Source organism: Streptococcus oralis ATCC 35037 (genome assembly GCF_900637025.1).
GTDB lineage: Bacteria > Bacillota > Bacilli > Lactobacillales > Streptococcaceae > Streptococcus > Streptococcus oralis.
On record NZ_LR134336.1, the window covers coordinates 1,856,910 to 1,874,179 of the forward strand.

A 17,270-nucleotide genomic window follows, 5' to 3' on the forward strand; every position below is an offset into this window, starting at 1 on the left:
CTTTTATATTATACGCTATTTCTAAAAATTTTGAAACTTTTGACCTATTTGTATCTTAAATATTCGCCATTTAAACAAAAAAGCTTGGGTTTAAATCCCAAACTTTTAACTCATTTTATTGGAAATCTTTGATGTTCCCATCATAGGTCGCCCAGTCCTTGCTAAAGAAGCGGTCATTCATCTTATAGTCTGGAGCTGGAGTCGGATCCGTCAAGAAGGGATTGACAACCTTATCAAAAGCTAGCCAACCCAACCAACCAATGTGAATGGTGTCCTTGACAAAGTAGGGATCTCCACCTTTTTTAGAAAAGTCAGCAATGTTGGTGAAACCTTGACTTTCTAACTGGTAACGAATTTTTTCAACAGCATGTTGGTACATTTCCTCGCTGAGCCCTGTATGGGCCATCCATTTTTTATTGACAGGCTGGATCACAAAAAGGACATTGACCTTTGATTTGGCAAATTGATTGAGAACCAACTGCAAATCATTATATTCAGACGACTTGAGGAAATTGTAATTTTTTTGATAGCCCTTATACTTCTCGAGGTAGTCTTTCACCTGGGTCTTATAAAATTGATTTTCAATTCCCATATCGTTATTATTGGTATTGGCTTCTGCATCCTTTCGAGCAATTTTTTCTAACTCCTCATAAGAAAATTGATCTGGAAGATCTTTTAAATAGTTCTCCACGTGTTCCTTGTACTTGAGTTTTCCTCGAATGGAAAATTGTCCAAATAGAGAGGCCTGACGCTCATTAAAACGTGCAAATGCCTTGATAATAGCATGATCAACCTCTGATAATTCCTCACCCTTTGACAGTTTCTCAACGATACCCTTCATAGAGACTCCAGGATTTTGCTTTAAGAGACGTTTAGCTGCATGTTTGGCTGCTATATCTCCCGATTGATTTTCTAGAAAGGCTGTCAACTGATCGTTGTTAAAGTAGTTTTGGAAGAATGCTGGCTCATAGTCCTCCTCTGTAAACCACTGAGGGGAAATGACAAATACTGCCTGCTTTTCCTCGATTTCTGGCAAGATCTGCTGCATGCCGAAATACTGATTGAGAGAAGCTGCTCCTGCTTGCCCCAAAAAGTAAGGACGGTAGGGACGGCTATACTTCTCCGCCAAGACCGCTGGGTGCATGCTATCAAAACGAATCCACTCACTTGAGCCAAAAAAGGGAATAAAGCGCATATTTGGTTCCGTAAAGGCTCTCACTTTTTGACTTCTCTCTTTAAAACTTTCCGAACTAATCGCTGCTGCAGAATATTTCTCTTCCATCAAATTATGACTTGGATTGTTTGGATAGAAAAAGATTAGTAAGAAAACAAGAATACTAGCAAGAAGCAGAGGCCCGAAGATCAGCCACAAGCGTTTAAGCATTCTTCAACTCCGTAATACCTGCTACGATTTTATTAGCCGTATTCCAGTCATCACGACCGAACTCCGTCACTGGAACACGAATGTCAAAACGGTTTTCAATCTCAACAATCAATTCAACCGTTCCCATGCTATCCAAGACACCGGCATCAAAAAGATCTTCATCCATCATGTCAGAAACATCTTCCATAAACAACTCATCAATAATTTCAATAACTTCTGATTTGATATCCATTTTAATATCCTTTTATTTTTTAAACCACAAATCATTCAAAAATCCAGAAAAGATTAAGAATGAAACCATCACGACATGGAAGGTGACAACCATGCCAAGCAACTGAATCCAGCGATTCTCAGGTAAGGAACCCTTTCCAGCTTTTTTCCGTTCTTTATTGAGCGCTTTTTTCTTACGAATCCAAGCGTCATTGATGACTAGCCCAATCCCATGGAAAAGTCCGTAGGCGATATAGTACCAGGTCACACCATGCCAAAATCCCATAATCAGCATATTGAGAATATAGGCTACACTTGAAGTGATATTGCGATTTTTAAAGACCTTCTTTCTGGTCAACACCATGACCATCCGCATAAAGACAAAGTCACGGAACCAGAAAGACAGACTCATGTGCCAGCGATTCCAAAACTCTTTTAAATCCCTTGACAAAAAAGGCTTGTTAAAGTTGATAGGACTATGAATACCCATCAAGTTTGAAATGGCTAAGGCAAACATAGAGTAGCCCGCAAAGTCAAAGAAGAGCTCCAGACCAAAGGTGTACATGACCGCTAAAGCGTAGAGGTTAAAGAAACCACCTGTCTGCAAGGCCAAATTTTTCAGCGGAGGCAATAATGTCTCTCCTAAAATGTGAGCCAAGATAAACTTGTAGAGGAAGCCAAGCATGATATATTTGACAGCCTCCTCTAGCATATCCATCAGCTCATCCCGCTCAGGAATGGTCTCGTAATTTTCATTGAAGCGTTTAAAACGATCAATGGGACCACTTGAGAAAGTCGGCATAAAAAGAAGAAAACGTAAGAATTGCCAGATCGTTAATTCCTTGATGACACCGTCTCTCAACTCAACGATAACCCCAACTGCACGAAAGGTCAAGTAAGAAATCCCTAAAAAGCCAAACAAAGATTGAGGTCCATGAATAGCAGGAGATACTTTCACAAAGACGATTGGCAATAGGGATAAAAAGCTAATCAGGTAAAATATCCATTTACTATCCCGTTTTTTCCTGTACCTTTTGTAGAAAGATACAAGAAGTACTTGCCAGATAACATAAAGGATCAAAGCGCTTATTTGATTCGTCTTTCCACCAACCAACATGGTGACGATAAAGAAAAGACTAACGAGCACCTCATATAAGGCAAAACGCTTCTTGAAAAAAAGACCGATAAAGATAGGTAAAGTCGCAACAATTACGTATAAAAAGTACTGAAGATCACCATAAGGTTCCAAATGAGGTAGCTGTTTATAAAGCTCCATCATCTACTGTTTACCTCGTTAATCAAGCCCTTGATATCAATTTTACCATTAGGCGTTAGTGGTAAACTGTCTCGATAGAGAAACTTAGATGGCATCATATAGGACATCATGATATCTGCTAAATCTTCCTTAATAGCCTTGGTAATATCGATATCGCGTTCAAACTGTTCACGAACACCGTCCTTTAGGATAACATAGGCCAGCAGATTTTGTACCTTGTGGTCTTTGTTATAACGTGGAACAGCCACAGCCGACTCAATAAAGCGAGACTTGTTGAGGTTTTGAGAGACATCTTCAAGCTCAATGCGATAGCCATTAAACTTAATTTGGAAATCCATGCGTCCACCATAGAGAAGCAAGCCCTCATCTGTCATAGTTCCTACATCCCCTGTGTGGTAGGCCGGAAGACCTTCGAACTCAAAGAAAGCTTCTGCTGTTTTTTCAGGATTATTCATATAACCTTTTGAAACAGCTGGTCCAGAAACAATGATTTCTCCCTGTTCACCATTTGGAACTTTCTTACCTTCTTCATCAATGACAAAGGTTGGAGAATCCGCCTTGGTATAGCCGATTGGCAGGCGTTTGAGAGTCTTCAACATCTCGTCTGTTACAGCAACTGCTGACAAAGCTACTGTCGCTTCTGTTGGACCGTAGGCATTGATAATACGAGCATTTGGGAACCGCTCACGTAGTTTTTGAGCTGTTTTGACCGTCAATTCTTCACCATCAAAGTAGAAATGCGTGATTCCTGGCATTTTCTCACTATTAAAGTCTTCTGACAACATGGCCATATCTGCAAAGGAAGGCGTCGAGGTCCAGATAGCGATTGGCAAGGAAAAAATTGTCGCAAAGAGTTTTTTGAAGTCCTGAGTAATGGCAGATGGAAGAGCGAAAAGCGTGCCACCCAGTGCTAAGGTTGGCGCCCAGTACATGACAGATAGGTCAAAAGAATAAGGGGGCTGAGCCAGCATTTGTGGACGACTTGGCGTCTCAAATTCCTTATCTGTAATCATCCAGTTGGTAAAGCTGAGGAGATTATCATGGGAAATCTGCACTCCCTTTGGCTTACCAGTCGTACCAGAAGTAAAGATGATGTAGTAGTTGTCATCTCCCTTGACTGGATGGGTCATCTCGTAGCTGGAAGCTTGAGCAAAAGCTTCATGGACTTGCTTTAAATTCAGCATCGGTGTGCTAGTTTGCTCTAATGGAAAATCTGAGATAGCAATAATCAAGCTTGGCTCTGCAACTTCTACGATAGCAGAAACTCGTTCCAAGGCCGAATGGCTATCAATTGGAATGTAGGCATGACCTGACTTAGTTAGCGCTACAAAGGTAGCCAACATCTCATATTCCTGACCACCAAAAACGACGACTGGAGATTTCTCAGGCAAGCCTAGTTGGTCGATAGCTGCAGCCAAACTATCCGAATCAGCCTTCAGATCACCATAAGTATGCTCTTGCCCCAAAACATTGTAAACTGGATAACTGGCTTGTGTCTGAGCAAAGTGCTCAATCGTTTCAATCATATCAACTATGGATTTATTTGACACAATAGGTTTTCTCCTTTGAGTTAAAATTCGTTATAGATAAAGCCACCTTGCCCCTGTCCAAGGTAACTAAAAAAATAAAGCAAACCAAGCAAAATAACGAAATACAGAAATGTTTGAGCACAAAAAATATAAAATGTTCTCTTTTTTTTCATATTCGACTTCTTTTTTGTAAATTTTCAGAAAAGCTATGCAAATCAGCAATTACTGCCTTATCTTCCTAACATTTTACCACTTTATCAACCTTTTTTTCAACTGTTTACCATAACTTAAAAATTGGTTTTAGCTTATTTTAAGATAAGTTAAAATATTAATGTTTTGGCCATCAAAAAAGAGCCTGAGATTTCCATCTCAAACTCTGTTGCCAATCACTCTTTTATCTTAGAAAAGTGAAAATACGAGAACTGCTAGGGCCGCTCCGAGGATAGGTCCTACAACAGGAATCCAAGCATAAGACCAGTCCCCATCTCCCTTGTTTGGAATTGGCAAGATGCTGTGCATGATACGAGGTCCAAGGTCACGAGCTGGGTTCAAGGCATAACCCGTTGTCCCACCTAGTGAAAGACCGATACCAACAATCAAGGTCCCCACTGCAAAGGTCCCTAATCCTGCCTGAAGGTCATAGAGCCCCAAGGCAAAGATTGTCAAGAGCAAAATAAAGGTTCCAAGGATTTCGCTGATTAAGTTGGATACTGTGTTCTTGATTGCTGGTCCAGTACTAAAGGTCGCTAGGATATTTCCTGAGTTTTCTTCCGCCTCATAGTGTGGTTTGAATTGCAACCAAACCAAAATCTGAGCCACCATCGCTCCTGCGAATTGGGCTAGGATATAAGGGAAAACAGAAGCCCAAGAGAGCGTTCCTTTTAAGGCCATCGCAAACGTCACAGCTGGATTTAGGTGGGCTGGACTGAGCGTGCCAGATACAAAGGCCGCAACGGCTACAGCAATTCCCCATCCCATAGTAATCACAATCCATCCTGAATTGTTGCTCTTAGTTTTGGGAAGAACCACACCTGCTACAACTCCATTTCCTAGGAGGATGAGGATTAAGGTCCCCAAAAATTCTCCAAATAATTCTTTCATCATATCTTTGTCTCCATTTAAAAGAAGGGGCGGGCGACAAGGAATGCTGCCCTCCACCTCTTTTCCTTTTTTAATTTTTTAGTTCTGCCAAATCGTTTTGAGCAAGAGCTGCTTCGACATCCGCACGGTAGGCTGCTTTTTCTTCTTCTGTCCAATCATAGAATCGTCCCATTTCATCCAAAACTGGCTCAACGATGCTATCTAAACTATCACGCATGAAGAGCATGTGGTTGGTACGACGAAGGAGGAAGTCAACTGGGCTAAGAGCCAACTCATTGCGCATTGCATAGTGAAGGGACAAGGTATCTGCCAAGCTGAGTCCTGGCGCTTGTTCCAAGCTGTGAGCAAGGGCAAAGACCTTCGGTGCATTTGAACCGTAAAGATTTGCTAGATAGTGAGCTTCCTTGCTATCCAAACCACGTGAAACTCCAAGTTGCGCAAAGGCTTCAATTTCTGAGTCCACATTTGCTGGGTTCAATTCTCCACCTGAAACAGGGTAAGTCTTCGAGTTGATGAGTTTAAAGCTACGGTCAAATTCGGCTTTGAGGATGTCAACCACGCGCTCCATAGCTCCTTCAGCCATCTTACGGTAGTCTGTGATTTTACCACCAGCAAGGGTCAACAAGCCATTGTCATCACGATCCAAACTCGAACCACGAGAAACTGCAGATGGATCCAAATGTTTCTCAGATGTGCTGCTTTCAAGCTTGCTGACAGCAGATTCAACATCTTCACGCGTTTTTTCTTTCGATAGATAAGCTTCGACAGTCGCAATCAAGCTATTGAAGCTCTCATCGCTAATGGTTCCGTTATTTCCTCCATTGTAGTCAGAAGCGCTATTGCCTGCGATCAATGGACGAAGACCAGCCCAGCTGCTTTCGATATCATCAATGGTAATGTTTGCTTCTGGGAAGCGGTTGTTGACAATGCCAAGTAGATAATCCACATCTTCCTGCGTCACTTTTGGATGTTCCAAATCGCCTGTGTAGTCTGTATCCGTTGTACCAAAGTAAGTCTTGTTTTCACGTGGGAGAACAAAGACCATACGCCCGTCTCCCAAACCTGTATCAAAGTAAACCGGCTGTGAAACCTTGATCTTGCTTGAATCCACTACCAAGTGAACTCCCTTAGTTGGACGCATTTGTGAGAATTGTGTTCCCTGATTGGACAAATTACGTACCTTGTCGCTCCAAGGACCTGTCGTGTTGATAACCAGACGAGCCTTGATTTCAAAGACTTGGTCTGTCAACAAATCACGAGCTACAACACCTGTAATCTTGCCACTTTCGTTAAAGAGGAAGCCTTCTGCCTTAACGTGGTTGGCAATGAGGGCACCGTCTTGATTGGCACGTTTGATGTTTTCAATCACGAGACGCGCATCGTTGTTACGGAAGTCAAGGTAAACCCCGCCTCCTACCAAGCCTTCTTTCTTCAAGTTTGGCTGGCGTTCCAAGACTTCTTCCTTGCTCAAGACCTTGTTGGCAGCTGGCGTGTTGCTAACACCTGCCAAAAGGTCATACAAGTCCATGGCTACTTTGAGACGGAAGAGGCTAAAGGTCGCTCCATCCTCATCGTAAACTGGCAAGAGCATTGGATCTGGTTTTGGAATGTGTGGAGCGATTTGTTGAACCACCGCGCGCTCAGAAACTGTATCTGACACCACTTCCACATCAAATTGCTTGAGGTAACGCAGACCTCCGTGGACCAATTTTGTTGAACGGCTAGATGTTCCTTCTGCGAAGTCCTGCATTTCAATCAATCCAGTGTCAAGTCCACTAGCTGCCGCCTGCAAAGCTACACCAGCTCCTGTAATCCCACCACCAATAATCAGGAGGTCCAGGGTGCGTTCCTGCATTTTTTTAATTGATAATTCACGTGTTTTCTTTGAAAATTCCATATTTACACACTTTCTAACTGAGTCGCTTTATTCTCCCAGTATTAGTTGTTATTAGTCATCGATTTCCGCAAAGACTTGCGTTGCTTTCACAGCTTTCTTCCAGCCCTTGTAGAGTTGTTCCTTGCGCGATTCGTTCATGGATGGCTCAAAGAGTTCTCCTGTCTCGTTCAAGAGTTTCAACTCGTCCAAATCCTTCCAGTAACCCACTGCCAAACCAGCTAGGAAGGCTGCACCGAGGGCAGTTGTTTCCAAGTTTTTAGCGCGGGCAATATCGATTCCCAAAATGTCAGCCTGGAACTGCATGAGGAAGTTGTTCATAGCAGCACCACCATCGACTTTGAGGACTTGAATAGCAGTCTGCGCATCCACTTGCATGGTGTCGATGATGTCACGTACTTGATAAGCGATAGATTGCAAAGTTGCCTTGATAAAGTCTTCTTTGCTTGTTCCACGAGTTAAGCCAAAGACCGAACCACGAGCATTTTGGTTCCAGTATGGAGCCCCTAGACCTGTAAAGGCAGGTACGACATAAACTTCGTCATTGTTGTGAGAATTGAGAGCATATTTTTCAGACTCTGGTGAATTTTCAACCATGCGAAGTCCATCACGAAGCCACTGAATGGCACTTCCTGCGATAAAGATAGAACCTTCCAAGGCATAGTAAACCTTGCCGTTGATTCCGTAACCAATCGTTGTCAAAAGGTTGTTTTCAGACAACTGCATCTCTTCACCAGTGTTCATAATGATGAAAGAACCTGTTCCATAAGTATTCTTGACCATACCAGGTTCAAAGGCCAACTGACCGAAGAGGGCTGCCTGTTGGTCCCCAGCCATACCTGAAATTGGCACTTCTCCACCGTAGAAATGGAATGGAGCAGTCTTGCCGTAGATTTCAGAGTTAGAACGAACTTCTGGAAGCATAGCCTTCGGAATGTTGAGGATTTCTAAAATCTCATCATCCCATTTGAGTTCTTTAATGTTATAGAGCATGGTACGAGCCGCATTTGAGTAGTCAGTCACATGAGCCGCACCGTCAGTCAATTTCCAAACCAACCAAGTATCGATAGTACCAAAGAGCAATTCTCCTTTTTCTGCTCGCTCTTGAGCGCCTTCTACATGGTCCAAAATCCAACGAACCTTGGTAGCAGAGAAATAAGCATCAATGATCAAACCAGTCTTTTCATGGAATTTTTCCACATAACCTTGGCTTTTTAGTTGTTCAGCCAGAGGAGCTGTCTGGCGTGATTGCCAAACGATAGCATTGTAGATAGGGAGACCTGTTTTCTTATCCCAGACGACAGTTGTTTCACGCTGGTTGGTAATCCCGATGGCCTCGATTTGACTTGGTTTCACACCACTTTCGATGAAAGCACCCGCGATAACTGACTGAACAGAGTTCCAAATTTCATTGGCATTGTGCTCAACCCAACCTGCTTGAGGGAAAATCTGAGTGAACTCTTTTTGACTAGAGCTGACCTTTTCTCCTTTTTTGTTAAAAATGATGGCACGAGAACTGGTCGTTCCCTGGTCAATAGCCATGATGTATTTTTCTTGTGACATGTGCTGTCCTCCTGATAAAATCTTGAGGGGGTTCCTCTTTACAGTAACTAGTATACAAAATAAAGCGCTTTCTTGTTTATCAATTTTTTTAAAATTTTAAAAAAATGTGAGGAGATTGTGCGAATTTCACAAAAAAGACCTGAAAATTCAGGCCTTTTAAGCAAAGAGCATCTGACGAATCTTCGCCAAATCCTCCATATCCAAATCATTTTTTAAATAATAGACCGGAGTCTGTTCTTTCTTATGAATGGGGTTGTTGGTAATTAACAAATCATAATGTCGACTGGGGTCATAGGCTTCAATAGTAATGAAACGATTGTATTCCAAATACCGTTTCAAAATGGCAGCCATCCTAGAAAAGACAAGGAAACCAGATGTCAAATCCAGACCAATCCTCATATGTTGGCTACCATTTTCTGCCATATACTCTATCAACTGGAGCCATTCCCAGAGAATTTTCTTATCCAAATCCGTTCCCTGATGAAAGCCTGGCAAGATATGAAAAATTCTCTCTGCAGTCCCTTTAAAATCATGTTCCATCAGCAAATAGGGATGGCGATTCTCTGTCTGGTATCTGTACTGATCTTGTAAAATATAGCCCTTATATAGATAGACTTGACCACAAAGCTGACTAAGTTCATAGGTGACATGGTCCTCTGTGTAGTCCCCCAGCAACTCCTCTTTCTTCATTTCTTGAATCAATTGTGTCAGCAAATCGGCTAATTGCCCTCCAAAACCAAGAATATACTCCATAGTATGAAGGGGCAAGATACGATGGGAAAGGAGAAATGAAAAGAATACCATCATCTCACCATCCTCAGTTCCTAGAGGGGTGTGTTGCCCAGCAAAAAAGGACGGAGCCTTTCGAAGCAAACGAAGATAGAAAATATTGTCAAAATACCCCCGCATTTTTTCTTCTATGACTTGAAACTGACAGGCATTGACCCGAAGACGCTGTTGACTGATGTGAGCCCAGAGAACCAAGTCCAATTTCTGACCTGAAGACAAGCTAGTACCGCAGATTTCTTCTAGGGTAGCAATCTCTTGTTTTCTCTCAGCTTTCTGCATATGACCTTCCCACTCCTGACTGGACCAAATCTTGCGGAAAAGACAGAAATAGAAATAGCGAATCTGATGCTCCGGACCTCGCCAACGGCCATTTTGGATGGATAAGTCAAACTCTGACAAAATCTGATTTAGACTAGCTAAGTGGCGACCAAGCGTGGCCTCGCTAATCATCAATTCTTGAGCCAACTGATGAGCTAGAAACTGTTGGTGATAGAGAAGGTAAACCAAAATTTGGTACTTAATGGCATTGTCTAGAAACAAGCTCCGAATCTCTCTTCCCTTGGTATCTGCACCAATTGACAAACGCAGATTTTCATCTTCCAAGTGAATGGTCAGCTCTAGTCCTCTTTCCCAGGCATTTTCGTTAATCAGAGAAATGTACTTGGTTAGGGTCGCCTTTGAAAAACCTGTTTCTTCCATGGCTTCCTTGACTGTTGTCTGCGAATCTTGTAATAGAAAGGAAAGGACTAAAAATTGGCCAGATTCGGCTTTTTCCATCAAATCACCTAAATACATTTGTTACCCCTTTCATTTTCTCCTTCAAGCATAGCATAAATCTTTCAAATGCTGAAATAATCTGTTTCTCATTTTATTTTAAAGCTGATTTCCTCGTCCTTATTCCACAGAAACAGCAAACACACGGCTCCCCCTTTGAGCATTTTTATGCTAAAATAGTAGCTATGGATAAAATTATTAAAACAATATCAGAAAGCGGAGCCTTTCGTGCTTTTGTCCTTGATAGCACTGAAACCGTCCGCACTGCTCAAGAAAAACATCAAACTCAAGCCAGTTCAACTGTTGCACTTGGCCGTACCCTTATCGCTAGCCAAATTCTCGCAGCCAATGAAAAAGGAAATACCAAGATTACTGTAAAAGTTCTTGGAACGAGCTCTCTCGGTGCCATCATCACGGTCGCAGATACCAAGGGAAATGTCAAAGGCTACGTTCAAAATCCAGGTGTTGACATCAAAAAGACCGCAACAGGTGAAGTCCTAGTCGGACCTTTTGTTGGAAACGGTCAATTCCTCGTTATCACAGACTATGGTACTGGAAATCCTTACAACTCCATGACTCCTCTCATCTCTGGAGAAATCGGTGAAGACTTAGCCTACTACCTGACCGAAAGTCAACAAACTCCTTCAGCCGTCGGCCTCAATGTTCTTTTGGATAAAGACGACAAGGTCAAAGTCGCAGGTGGCTTCCTTCTCCAAGTATTGCCAGGGGCCAAGGAAGAAGAGATTGCCCGCTTTGAGAAACGCATCCAAGAAATGCCAGCCATTTCAACTCTTCTAGAAAGCGACGACCATATCGAAGCCCTTCTAAAGGCTATCTACGGCGACGAATCCTACAAACGTCTTTCTGAAGAAGAAATTCGTTTCCAATGTGACTGCAGCAAAGATCGTTTTATGAACGCTCTTGCCAGCCTTCCAAATTCAGACCTTGAAGAAATGAAAGAGGAAGACCACGGGGCAGAAATCACTTGTCAATTCTGCCAAACAACTTATAACTTTGATGAAAACGACCTGGAGGAACTCATTCGTGACAAATCTTAATACACCCTTTATGATTGGCAATGTTGAGATTCCCAATCGTACTGTTTTAGCGCCCATGGCTGGTGTCACCAACTCAGCCTTTCGTACCATCGCAAAAGAGCTCGGAGCTGGACTCGTTGTCATGGAAATGGTCTCTGACAAGGGAATCCAATACAACAACGAAAAAACCCTGCACATGCTTCATATCGATGAAGGCGAAAACCCTGTCTCTATCCAACTTTTTGGTAGCGATGAAGACAGCCTCGCACGCGCAGCAGAATTCATCCAAGAAAACACCAAGACCGATATCGTCGATATCAACATGGGTTGCCCAGTTAACAAAATCGTGAAGAATGAAGCTGGCGCTATGTGGCTCAAGGATCCAGACAAAATCTACTCTATCATCAACAAAGTCCAGTCTGTCCTTGATATCCCACTTACTGTCAAAATGCGTACCGGCTGGGCTGACCCATCTCTGGCAGTAGAAAATGCTCTCGCCGCTGAGGCTGCTGGTGTCTCTGCCCTTGCTATGCACGGTCGTACCCGTGAGCAAATGTATACTGGTCACGCTGACCTCGAGACCCTTCACAAGGTCGCTCAAGCTTTGACCAAGATTCCATTTATCGCCAACGGTGACATTCGTACGGTTCAAGACGCTAAACAGCGTGTCGAAGAAGTTGGTGCTGACGCAGTTATGATTGGCCGAGCAGCCATGGGAAATCCTTACCTCTTTAACCAAATCAATCACTACTTTGAAACGGGAGAAATACTCCCTGATTTGACTTTTGAAGACAAGATGAAAATTGCTTACGAACACTTGAAACGCTTAATTAACCTCAAAGGGGAAAACGTAGCCGTTCGTGAATTCCGCGGCCTCGCCCCTCACTATCTCCGGGGTACATCTGGTGCAGCCAAACTTCGTGGAGCCATTTCACAAGCTAGCACCCTAGCAGAGATTGAAGCCCTCTTGCAATTAGACAAAGCATAGTCTTACATCTACAACTCAAAAAAACGGCAAAGCTCAAAAATGAGTCTTGCCGTTTTTTATATATTTTCATCTTGTAAATCTAATTGCTTCACTCTAGCTATATAATAGGACATAATCAAAAACAAATTGAGGCTGACAATCCATATAGACCATTCATGAAGAAAATGCATCAATACAGCCAAGCTGATTGCGCCCACTATGAAACTTCCCACAACAATCCCATAATTTAAGGCCTGACGACGGTATTCTTGGATATTTCCTTCTCTTCTAGCAATGCGATACAAAGCAGTCAACATCTTTCGGTAATTTCCAGACGTCATAAAAATGACATAGGGATGATCTTCAATCAAACTGCCCGTAAATGTTAACATCATCATTCCTGTTCCAAAAGCGATGCAAGGAACTTCTAATAGAGGAAATCGTGAAAAGAAAGGGAGAATAAGAGTTCCAATAAATAAAGGGAGCAGCATCTTAACCCGCCAGTAAGCCGTTTTGCGGTATTCTTTCATGTGCAATGCAAACAGAAATCCTAGAGAAAAGAAAATAATGGAGCAGAATCGTAGCATCGTATTGATGACATTTGAGTCGTGCCAATCAGATATCAGTAGGAGAATATTCCCTGTCTGTGTCGCTACCAAACTATGGTATTGAATATGGCAAAACACATCCAAAGAACCACCTACAAATCCAAGAAATACTCCCATCAATCGTGTGTTTTGAGGTAAGATTAATTCATCTGCCATGTATTATCACTCGTTCTCCTTTGATTTTTTATTATACCACTTTCTCTTGGAGAAACTAAGTGAAAAACAGTTGACTCACTCTTTTACAGAACGATTTCTAGTAAGAGTTAAAACACCAAATTTTATTATTGAATCAAGGCAACGCTTGAAACTTTACCATCCGCACCTGTTGTAATTTGAATGATTTTTCCGCCACCGATTTTGGCATTATACTTGCCATCATCAAGAGTGTAAGAGTAGCCTCTGATAGAATAGTTTTCTTTCTTTCCATCTGCAGTTTCTACTGTAAACTGGCCCCCTGATGAAACCGTAATAGTTTCGCCATTTGCTCCCTTCCAGTTGCCTGCAGCTGCTGAGAAATCACCATCGACCATGGTTAAAACACCCTTGTAGCGTTTGTTGTGTTCTGCTTGCTTGTCTTGAAGTTGGCGGTCAGTTGTTGGATCATAGCCTGACTGGTTAGACTGAGCTTGAGAACCTTGCTGAGTTGAAGGTGCCTGAGATGGAGCTTGTTGACTAGGAGCTGCTTGTTCTTGTCTTGATTCAGGTGCTGGTTTCGCTTGTGACTGATCTGGCGTTGTAGAAGACTGACCTGAAGATGCCTGAACCTTTTCAGATGAAGCTGAGCTTGAAGATTTTTGTGTCTTGCTTTCTTTGCTAGAAGAGGCTGCTTTAGAACTTGATGATTGACTTGTCTTGGCAGAGCTACTGGTTTGAGTGGTTTCATTTTTATTTCCACAAGCTCCTAGTAGCAAGGTAGAAGCCAATACAGTCGCTGCCATCAATTTGATATAGGTTTTCTTTTTCATTTTTCTACTCCTTTGTAACATTTTTGAAATATTAAGAAATCTTTTTGTAATATAATTGTAACATTGGACTTTGAATCTGTCAACTATTTAGAGAAACTATTTTAAAAAATTTCTCTCTACTATTTCTATTCGTAATCGAAACGAAAAAATAGAAAATTTTTTAGATAAGAGTCCTATTTTTTACATCATCTTTGTGTAATCGCTTGCATTGTATTAGACAAAGGAATATAATAACATCGAAATAGAATATAGGAGGTGCACTCTTATGCTAAATAAGTATTACAAGTATCTTCCTTGGTTGATTTTGGGAGCTATTGGCTCTTATCAATCAGCCACTTACTATGCGCGAACTGCATTTGATGTCTTCTATCTGACTGCAATCTTTTTGATTGTTTATATCGCTTTGTTATTTTTACATGAGATCTATCTCAAGTATCGATACAAAGACTTCTTTACTCACATGTTGAGTAATCCTAAGAAAGATAGCCATTCATAAAAAATGATGATAAATAAAGAGGTCGGGAACTCTTCCCGACCTCTTTATTTCAATCGATAGGTTTTTCTTGGTTTCTTTTTGGGTACTCGTTTGAGTCCAACTTCTTCTACGTATTCGCCGTATTTTACGAGAAAGTTATTGCTGACAATTGGGCGACCGGGATTGATGAGATTGACCAGTTCAGTCCCTTCGTAGACAGTGAATTCCTCCTCCAGCAGATAGAGGAAGGTCGGATTCCAGTCGAGACGGCCTTGAATTCGTTTGATGGATTCTTGGATAATGGCATAATGGTCAAAGGCGAAGGCTTGCTCGTCCAGCTCCACTCCCTCTAGGAAACATTTGCCTGTCTGAAAATTGACATCTACAAAAACGACATCCTTGGCATCATCACCCGCCTGAACGAGGTCTAAGGCACGACTAGGTAGGTACACTAAGTGGGCAATGGTCACTGTCCAGCCCCGTGGATCACGACCGGGGGTCGATACCGTCATCAATTGCTCGATTTTCTCCAAAGGTAGATCGAGATTGACTTCTTCTCTCACCTCGCGCTGACAGGCATGCGCAGCATCTTCTCCCTTGTCCATAAAGCCTCCAACTAAGGCCAAACAGTTTTGATAAGGGTGGGCCTTGCGACGGATTAGCAAGAGTTTAATTTTTCCTTCGACAAAGCAGTAGGCTACCATATCCACTGTCACACTTGGTTTTTCATATTGAGGGAGTTCCTGCTTGTAGTACCAGTCTAAAAACTCCTCCTGACTGGCATGGATTTCATAATATTCTTTTTCCGTCATCCCGGCTGGAATCTTTATGTCTGCCATCTTATGCCTCCTTTCGAACTGCCTTGGTCCATTGGTACCATCCCACTAGACTATTGAGTGTGTAAACCCAGTACATCCCTTGGATGTGGATATTTTCACCCCACCAGAGATAAATACTAAAGAGATTGGTGGCAATCCAGAAAATCCATTGCTCACGGTAGAGACGTGTCATCAAAAGCTGACCAACGCCATTGGTCGCATCGGTAACACTATCACGGAAAGGGCGAGCACTATTGATACTTTGATAAGCCAAGCCCATACCAATCCAGATAATAGCAGTCAAGGCCAAGTACTTGAGCCAATCAAGAACAGATAATTTCTTAGCTTCAAAGTGGGATTCTTCTGGTTTTCCTTGGTCGTTGATACGATTGGACAACCAAGCATAGAGACCAATCGGCTGCATGACAAAGAAGTAAACGGTCGTCAAAACTTCTCCATAAAAAGTCGCGTTCATGGCCAAGATCAAGTAGATAGCAGAGTTAATGGCCCCAAAGAGATAATTGCTTGCACGCCCTTCTGCTACCAAGATAACACAGACAATACCAGTCCAAGATGCAAACAAGCTTAGCCAGTCATGACTTTCCGTATTTTGTGTGAATTCCAAGATCAAGGGAACACTTGACAAGGCGATGAGATACAACCACTGGAAAAGACTACGGCCGACAAAGAGATCTTTCCAGAGCAAACGCATGATTCCTACAAAACCAATCTTGCGGGCTTCCGCATGGACGTTTTTAAAGTTTTCGATAAATTGTGTGATTTTTTTAGTTACTGTTTTCATAATTTTCTCCTAATCTGCTTGGTAAATGGCATCAATAGCCACTTTGGCTACTTCATAATTGCCTAGGTAATCCTCCGCTAGATAAACTAGTGGAATAGTGGTTAAGTATCGCTCTCTCATCTGGTCCAAATGCTGGGAAAAACTGTAGCGAATGTGGTCCTCTGCCATGGTCATATCTCTAAATCCGTCATTGACATAGGAGCCGACAGGTTGCACGAAGAGAATCAAATCCCATTTTTCCTTGGCCAAGATAGAGGCAAAGAGATTGTCAAAGGTTTCTCCTGATAAGTCCTCTTGGTCCTCAGTCTCCATGTAATAGTCATAGTAGCCCTTGGTTACCAAGGAGTTGGTATCGGCTATCACAAGGCCTCGATTGGCATTACTATCGATTAACTTGGAGGTCTGGTCATACTGCCCTAAAAGGAGATAATAATAATCCTTTGGAGTCAATTCATCGTCGCGGACATTGTTTTTGATCTGGTACTCACGCGCGTATTCCAGACTAACGGGTGCATCGTAATACCTTGCCAAATCCTTGGCCAGAGTGGTCTTCCCATTGCTAGCACTTCCCATGATCAACACTTTCTTGGTAAACTGACGACGGAAGGGTTGAGCGATATATTTCCAATATTTGCTTGGATTTTCTCGAATCATAGTCGCTGAGATACCAAACTTTCTTTCTTGCAAGACGGTGCCAAATCCACGTTTAGCTAGTTCTTGCTGGTAGTCTGCTTCTCCCACAAAGAAAATCAGTTCTTGCTGGTTTTCATCATAGGAAATCTCCGCTAACATCTGGTCCAACCACTCCTGCCAGCCCATAGGGTAACGGGGAAGGTTGGTCTCATCCAGCTTGCAGACAGAGGTCAATTCGTCATCACGAAAAGCCTCTCGGATATAGCGAAATCGTTTTTGAAGACTTAAACCTACCTGCTCCCCTCTGTCTCCCTCATAGCCTGAAACGACTACCCAGACCTGGTCACACTGACGCTTCGCTCGCTGGATCAGATCGATATGACCCTGATGAAGAGGGGCAAAGGTCCCAAATACCACTGCTGTTTTCTTTTTCATAAACGTTTTA

At 42.4% G+C, this 17,270-nt stretch carries 17 protein-coding genes; 3 read left to right on the forward strand and 14 right to left on the reverse strand.

Annotated elements, in window-relative coordinates:
- Positions 1 to 115 precede the first annotated feature (115 nt).
- The 9 genes from dltD to EL140_RS09270 form a co-directional block, all read right to left on the reverse strand.
- Positions 116 to 1,384: a D-alanyl-lipoteichoic acid biosynthesis protein DltD gene (dltD, locus tag EL140_RS09230; RefSeq protein WP_000919848.1), complete on the reverse strand. Its 1,269-nt coding sequence runs from the start codon at positions 1,382 to 1,384 to the stop codon at positions 116 to 118.
- Positions 1,377 to 1,616 (reverse strand): D-alanine--poly(phosphoribitol) ligase subunit DltC, encoded by a 240-nt coding sequence (dltC, locus tag EL140_RS09235; protein WP_000351968.1) that lies wholly within the window; start codon positions 1,614 to 1,616, stop codon positions 1,377 to 1,379. Before dltC ends, dltD begins: the two co-directional genes overlap by 8 nt.
- Positions 1,617 to 1,628: 12 nt before the next feature.
- Positions 1,629 to 2,873, reverse strand: a complete 1,245-nt coding sequence (dltB, locus tag EL140_RS09240; RefSeq protein WP_000970393.1) for a D-alanyl-lipoteichoic acid biosynthesis protein DltB — start codon at positions 2,871 to 2,873, stop codon at positions 1,629 to 1,631.
- Positions 2,870 to 4,420, reverse strand: coding sequence for a D-alanine--poly(phosphoribitol) ligase subunit DltA (gene dltA / locus EL140_RS09245; protein ID WP_002875292.1), 1,551 nt, complete (start codon positions 4,418 to 4,420; stop codon positions 2,870 to 2,872). Before dltA ends, dltB begins: the two co-directional genes overlap by 4 nt.
- A gap of 20 nt (positions 4,421 to 4,440) precedes the next feature.
- Positions 4,441 to 4,572 carry a teichoic acid D-Ala incorporation-associated protein DltX gene (locus EL140_RS09250; RefSeq protein ID WP_000730286.1) on the reverse strand — a complete coding sequence of 44 codons (132 nt, stop codon included), beginning with the start codon at positions 4,570 to 4,572 and terminating at the stop codon, positions 4,441 to 4,443.
- Positions 4,573 to 4,798: 226 nt separating this feature from the next.
- Positions 4,799 to 5,503, reverse strand: a complete 705-nt coding sequence (locus EL140_RS09255; RefSeq protein WP_000975172.1) for an MIP/aquaporin family protein — start codon at positions 5,501 to 5,503, stop codon at positions 4,799 to 4,801.
- Positions 5,504 to 5,570: 67 nt separating this feature from the next.
- A complete protein-coding gene (gene glpO, locus EL140_RS09260; protein WP_000395895.1) occupies positions 5,571 to 7,397 on the reverse strand; it encodes a type 1 glycerol-3-phosphate oxidase in 1,827 nt (608 codons plus the stop codon).
- Between the two features lie 51 nt (positions 7,398 to 7,448).
- On the reverse strand, positions 7,449 to 8,957 hold the full coding sequence (glpK, locus tag EL140_RS09265; RefSeq protein ID WP_000076796.1) for a glycerol kinase GlpK: 1,509 nt from the start codon (positions 8,955 to 8,957) through the stop codon (positions 7,449 to 7,451).
- 156 nt (positions 8,958 to 9,113) lie between these two features.
- Positions 9,114 to 10,541: an AcpB/EbpR/MafR family transcriptional regulator gene (locus EL140_RS09270; protein WP_000280557.1), complete on the reverse strand. Its 1,428-nt coding sequence runs from the start codon at positions 10,539 to 10,541 to the stop codon at positions 9,114 to 9,116.
- Between the two features lie 164 nt (positions 10,542 to 10,705).
- Here EL140_RS09270 and hslO point away from each other — a divergent pair, with 164 nt between their 5' ends.
- Together hslO and dusB are read left to right on the forward strand one after the other, a co-directional pair.
- Entirely contained in the window at positions 10,706 to 11,578 is an 873-nt protein-coding gene (gene hslO, locus EL140_RS09275) for an Hsp33 family molecular chaperone HslO (RefSeq protein ID WP_000357833.1), read from the forward strand.
- Entirely contained in the window at positions 11,565 to 12,545 is a 981-nt protein-coding gene (gene dusB, locus EL140_RS09280; RefSeq protein ID WP_000183305.1) for a tRNA dihydrouridine synthase DusB, read from the forward strand. The genes hslO and dusB overlap by 14 nt, the downstream gene beginning before the upstream one ends.
- A 56-nt stretch (positions 12,546 to 12,601) precedes the next feature.
- On the opposite strand, the gene EL140_RS09285 is transcribed toward dusB, so the two are convergent.
- Together EL140_RS09285 and EL140_RS09290 are read right to left on the reverse strand one after the other, a co-directional pair.
- The gene (locus EL140_RS09285) at positions 12,602 to 13,288 is read right to left on the reverse strand and encodes a YoaK family protein (protein ID WP_000752820.1); all 687 of its coding nucleotides are present in this window, start codon (positions 13,286 to 13,288) and stop codon (positions 12,602 to 12,604) included.
- Positions 13,289 to 13,413: 125 nt separating this feature from the next.
- A complete protein-coding gene (locus tag EL140_RS09290; RefSeq protein ID WP_000730911.1) occupies positions 13,414 to 14,097 on the reverse strand; it encodes a hypothetical protein in 684 nt (227 codons plus the stop codon).
- Positions 14,098 to 14,362: 265 nt separating this feature from the next.
- Between EL140_RS09290 and EL140_RS09295 the strand changes: the two genes are divergently transcribed.
- Positions 14,363 to 14,593, forward strand: a complete 231-nt coding sequence (locus EL140_RS09295; RefSeq protein WP_000933125.1) for a hypothetical protein — start codon at positions 14,363 to 14,365, stop codon at positions 14,591 to 14,593.
- 44 nt (positions 14,594 to 14,637) lie between these two features.
- Here EL140_RS09295 and EL140_RS09300 read toward each other — a convergent pair whose 3' ends face one another.
- The 3 genes from EL140_RS09300 to EL140_RS09310 are packed head-to-tail and all read right to left on the reverse strand — an operon-like array spanning position 14,638 to position 17,260.
- Complete coding sequence (locus tag EL140_RS09300; RefSeq protein ID WP_000763399.1) at positions 14,638 to 15,411, reverse strand: NUDIX domain-containing protein; 774 nt, start codon at positions 15,409 to 15,411, stop codon at positions 14,638 to 14,640.
- 1 nt (position 15,412) lies between these two features.
- The gene (gene pnuC, locus EL140_RS09305; protein ID WP_000860151.1) at positions 15,413 to 16,192 is read right to left on the reverse strand and encodes a nicotinamide riboside transporter PnuC; all 780 of its coding nucleotides are present in this window, start codon (positions 16,190 to 16,192) and stop codon (positions 15,413 to 15,415) included.
- Between the two features lie 9 nt (positions 16,193 to 16,201).
- Positions 16,202 to 17,260, reverse strand: coding sequence for an AAA family ATPase (locus tag EL140_RS09310; RefSeq protein WP_000730569.1), 1,059 nt, complete (start codon positions 17,258 to 17,260; stop codon positions 16,202 to 16,204).
- Between the last annotated feature and the right edge of the window lie 10 nt (positions 17,261 to 17,270).

Excerpts from the sequence above, each read along its gene's own strand:
- EL140_RS09250 (WP_000730286.1), bottom strand. The coding sequence starts at position 4,572 with ATGAAAAAAAAGAGAACATTTTATATTTTTTGTGCTCAAACATTTCTG.
- EL140_RS09255 (WP_000975172.1), bottom strand. The coding sequence starts at position 5,503 with ATGATGAAAGAATTATTTGGAGAATTTTTGGGGACCTTAATCCTCATC.
- dltC (WP_000351968.1), bottom strand. The coding sequence starts at position 1,616 with ATGGATATCAAATCAGAAGTTATTGAAATTATTGATGAGTTGTTTATG.
- hslO (WP_000357833.1), top strand. The coding sequence starts at position 10,706 with ATGGATAAAATTATTAAAACAATATCAGAAAGCGGAGCCTTTCGTGCT.
- glpO (WP_000395895.1), bottom strand. The coding sequence starts at position 7,397 with ATGGAATTTTCAAAGAAAACACGTGAATTATCAATTAAAAAAATGCAG.
- dltD (WP_000919848.1), bottom strand. The coding sequence starts at position 1,384 with ATGCTTAAACGCTTGTGGCTGATCTTCGGGCCTCTGCTTCTTGCTAGT.
- pnuC (WP_000860151.1), bottom strand. The coding sequence starts at position 16,192 with ATGAAAACAGTAACTAAAAAAATCACACAATTTATCGAAAACTTTAAA.
- EL140_RS09310 (WP_000730569.1), bottom strand. The coding sequence starts at position 17,260 with ATGAAAAAGAAAACAGCAGTGGTATTTGGGACCTTTGCCCCTCTTCAT.
- dltB (WP_000970393.1), bottom strand. The coding sequence starts at position 2,873 with ATGATGGAGCTTTATAAACAGCTACCTCATTTGGAACCTTATGGTGAT.
- EL140_RS09300 (WP_000763399.1), bottom strand. The coding sequence starts at position 15,411 with ATGGCAGACATAAAGATTCCAGCCGGGATGACGGAAAAAGAATATTAT.
- glpK (WP_000076796.1), bottom strand. The coding sequence starts at position 8,957 with ATGTCACAAGAAAAATACATCATGGCTATTGACCAGGGAACGACCAGT.
- EL140_RS09290 (WP_000730911.1), bottom strand. The coding sequence starts at position 14,097 with ATGAAAAAGAAAACCTATATCAAATTGATGGCAGCGACTGTATTGGCT.
- EL140_RS09270 (WP_000280557.1), bottom strand. The coding sequence starts at position 10,541 with ATGTATTTAGGTGATTTGATGGAAAAAGCCGAATCTGGCCAATTTTTA.
- EL140_RS09295 (WP_000933125.1), top strand. The coding sequence starts at position 14,363 with ATGCTAAATAAGTATTACAAGTATCTTCCTTGGTTGATTTTGGGAGCT.
- EL140_RS09285 (WP_000752820.1), bottom strand. The coding sequence starts at position 13,288 with ATGGCAGATGAATTAATCTTACCTCAAAACACACGATTGATGGGAGTA.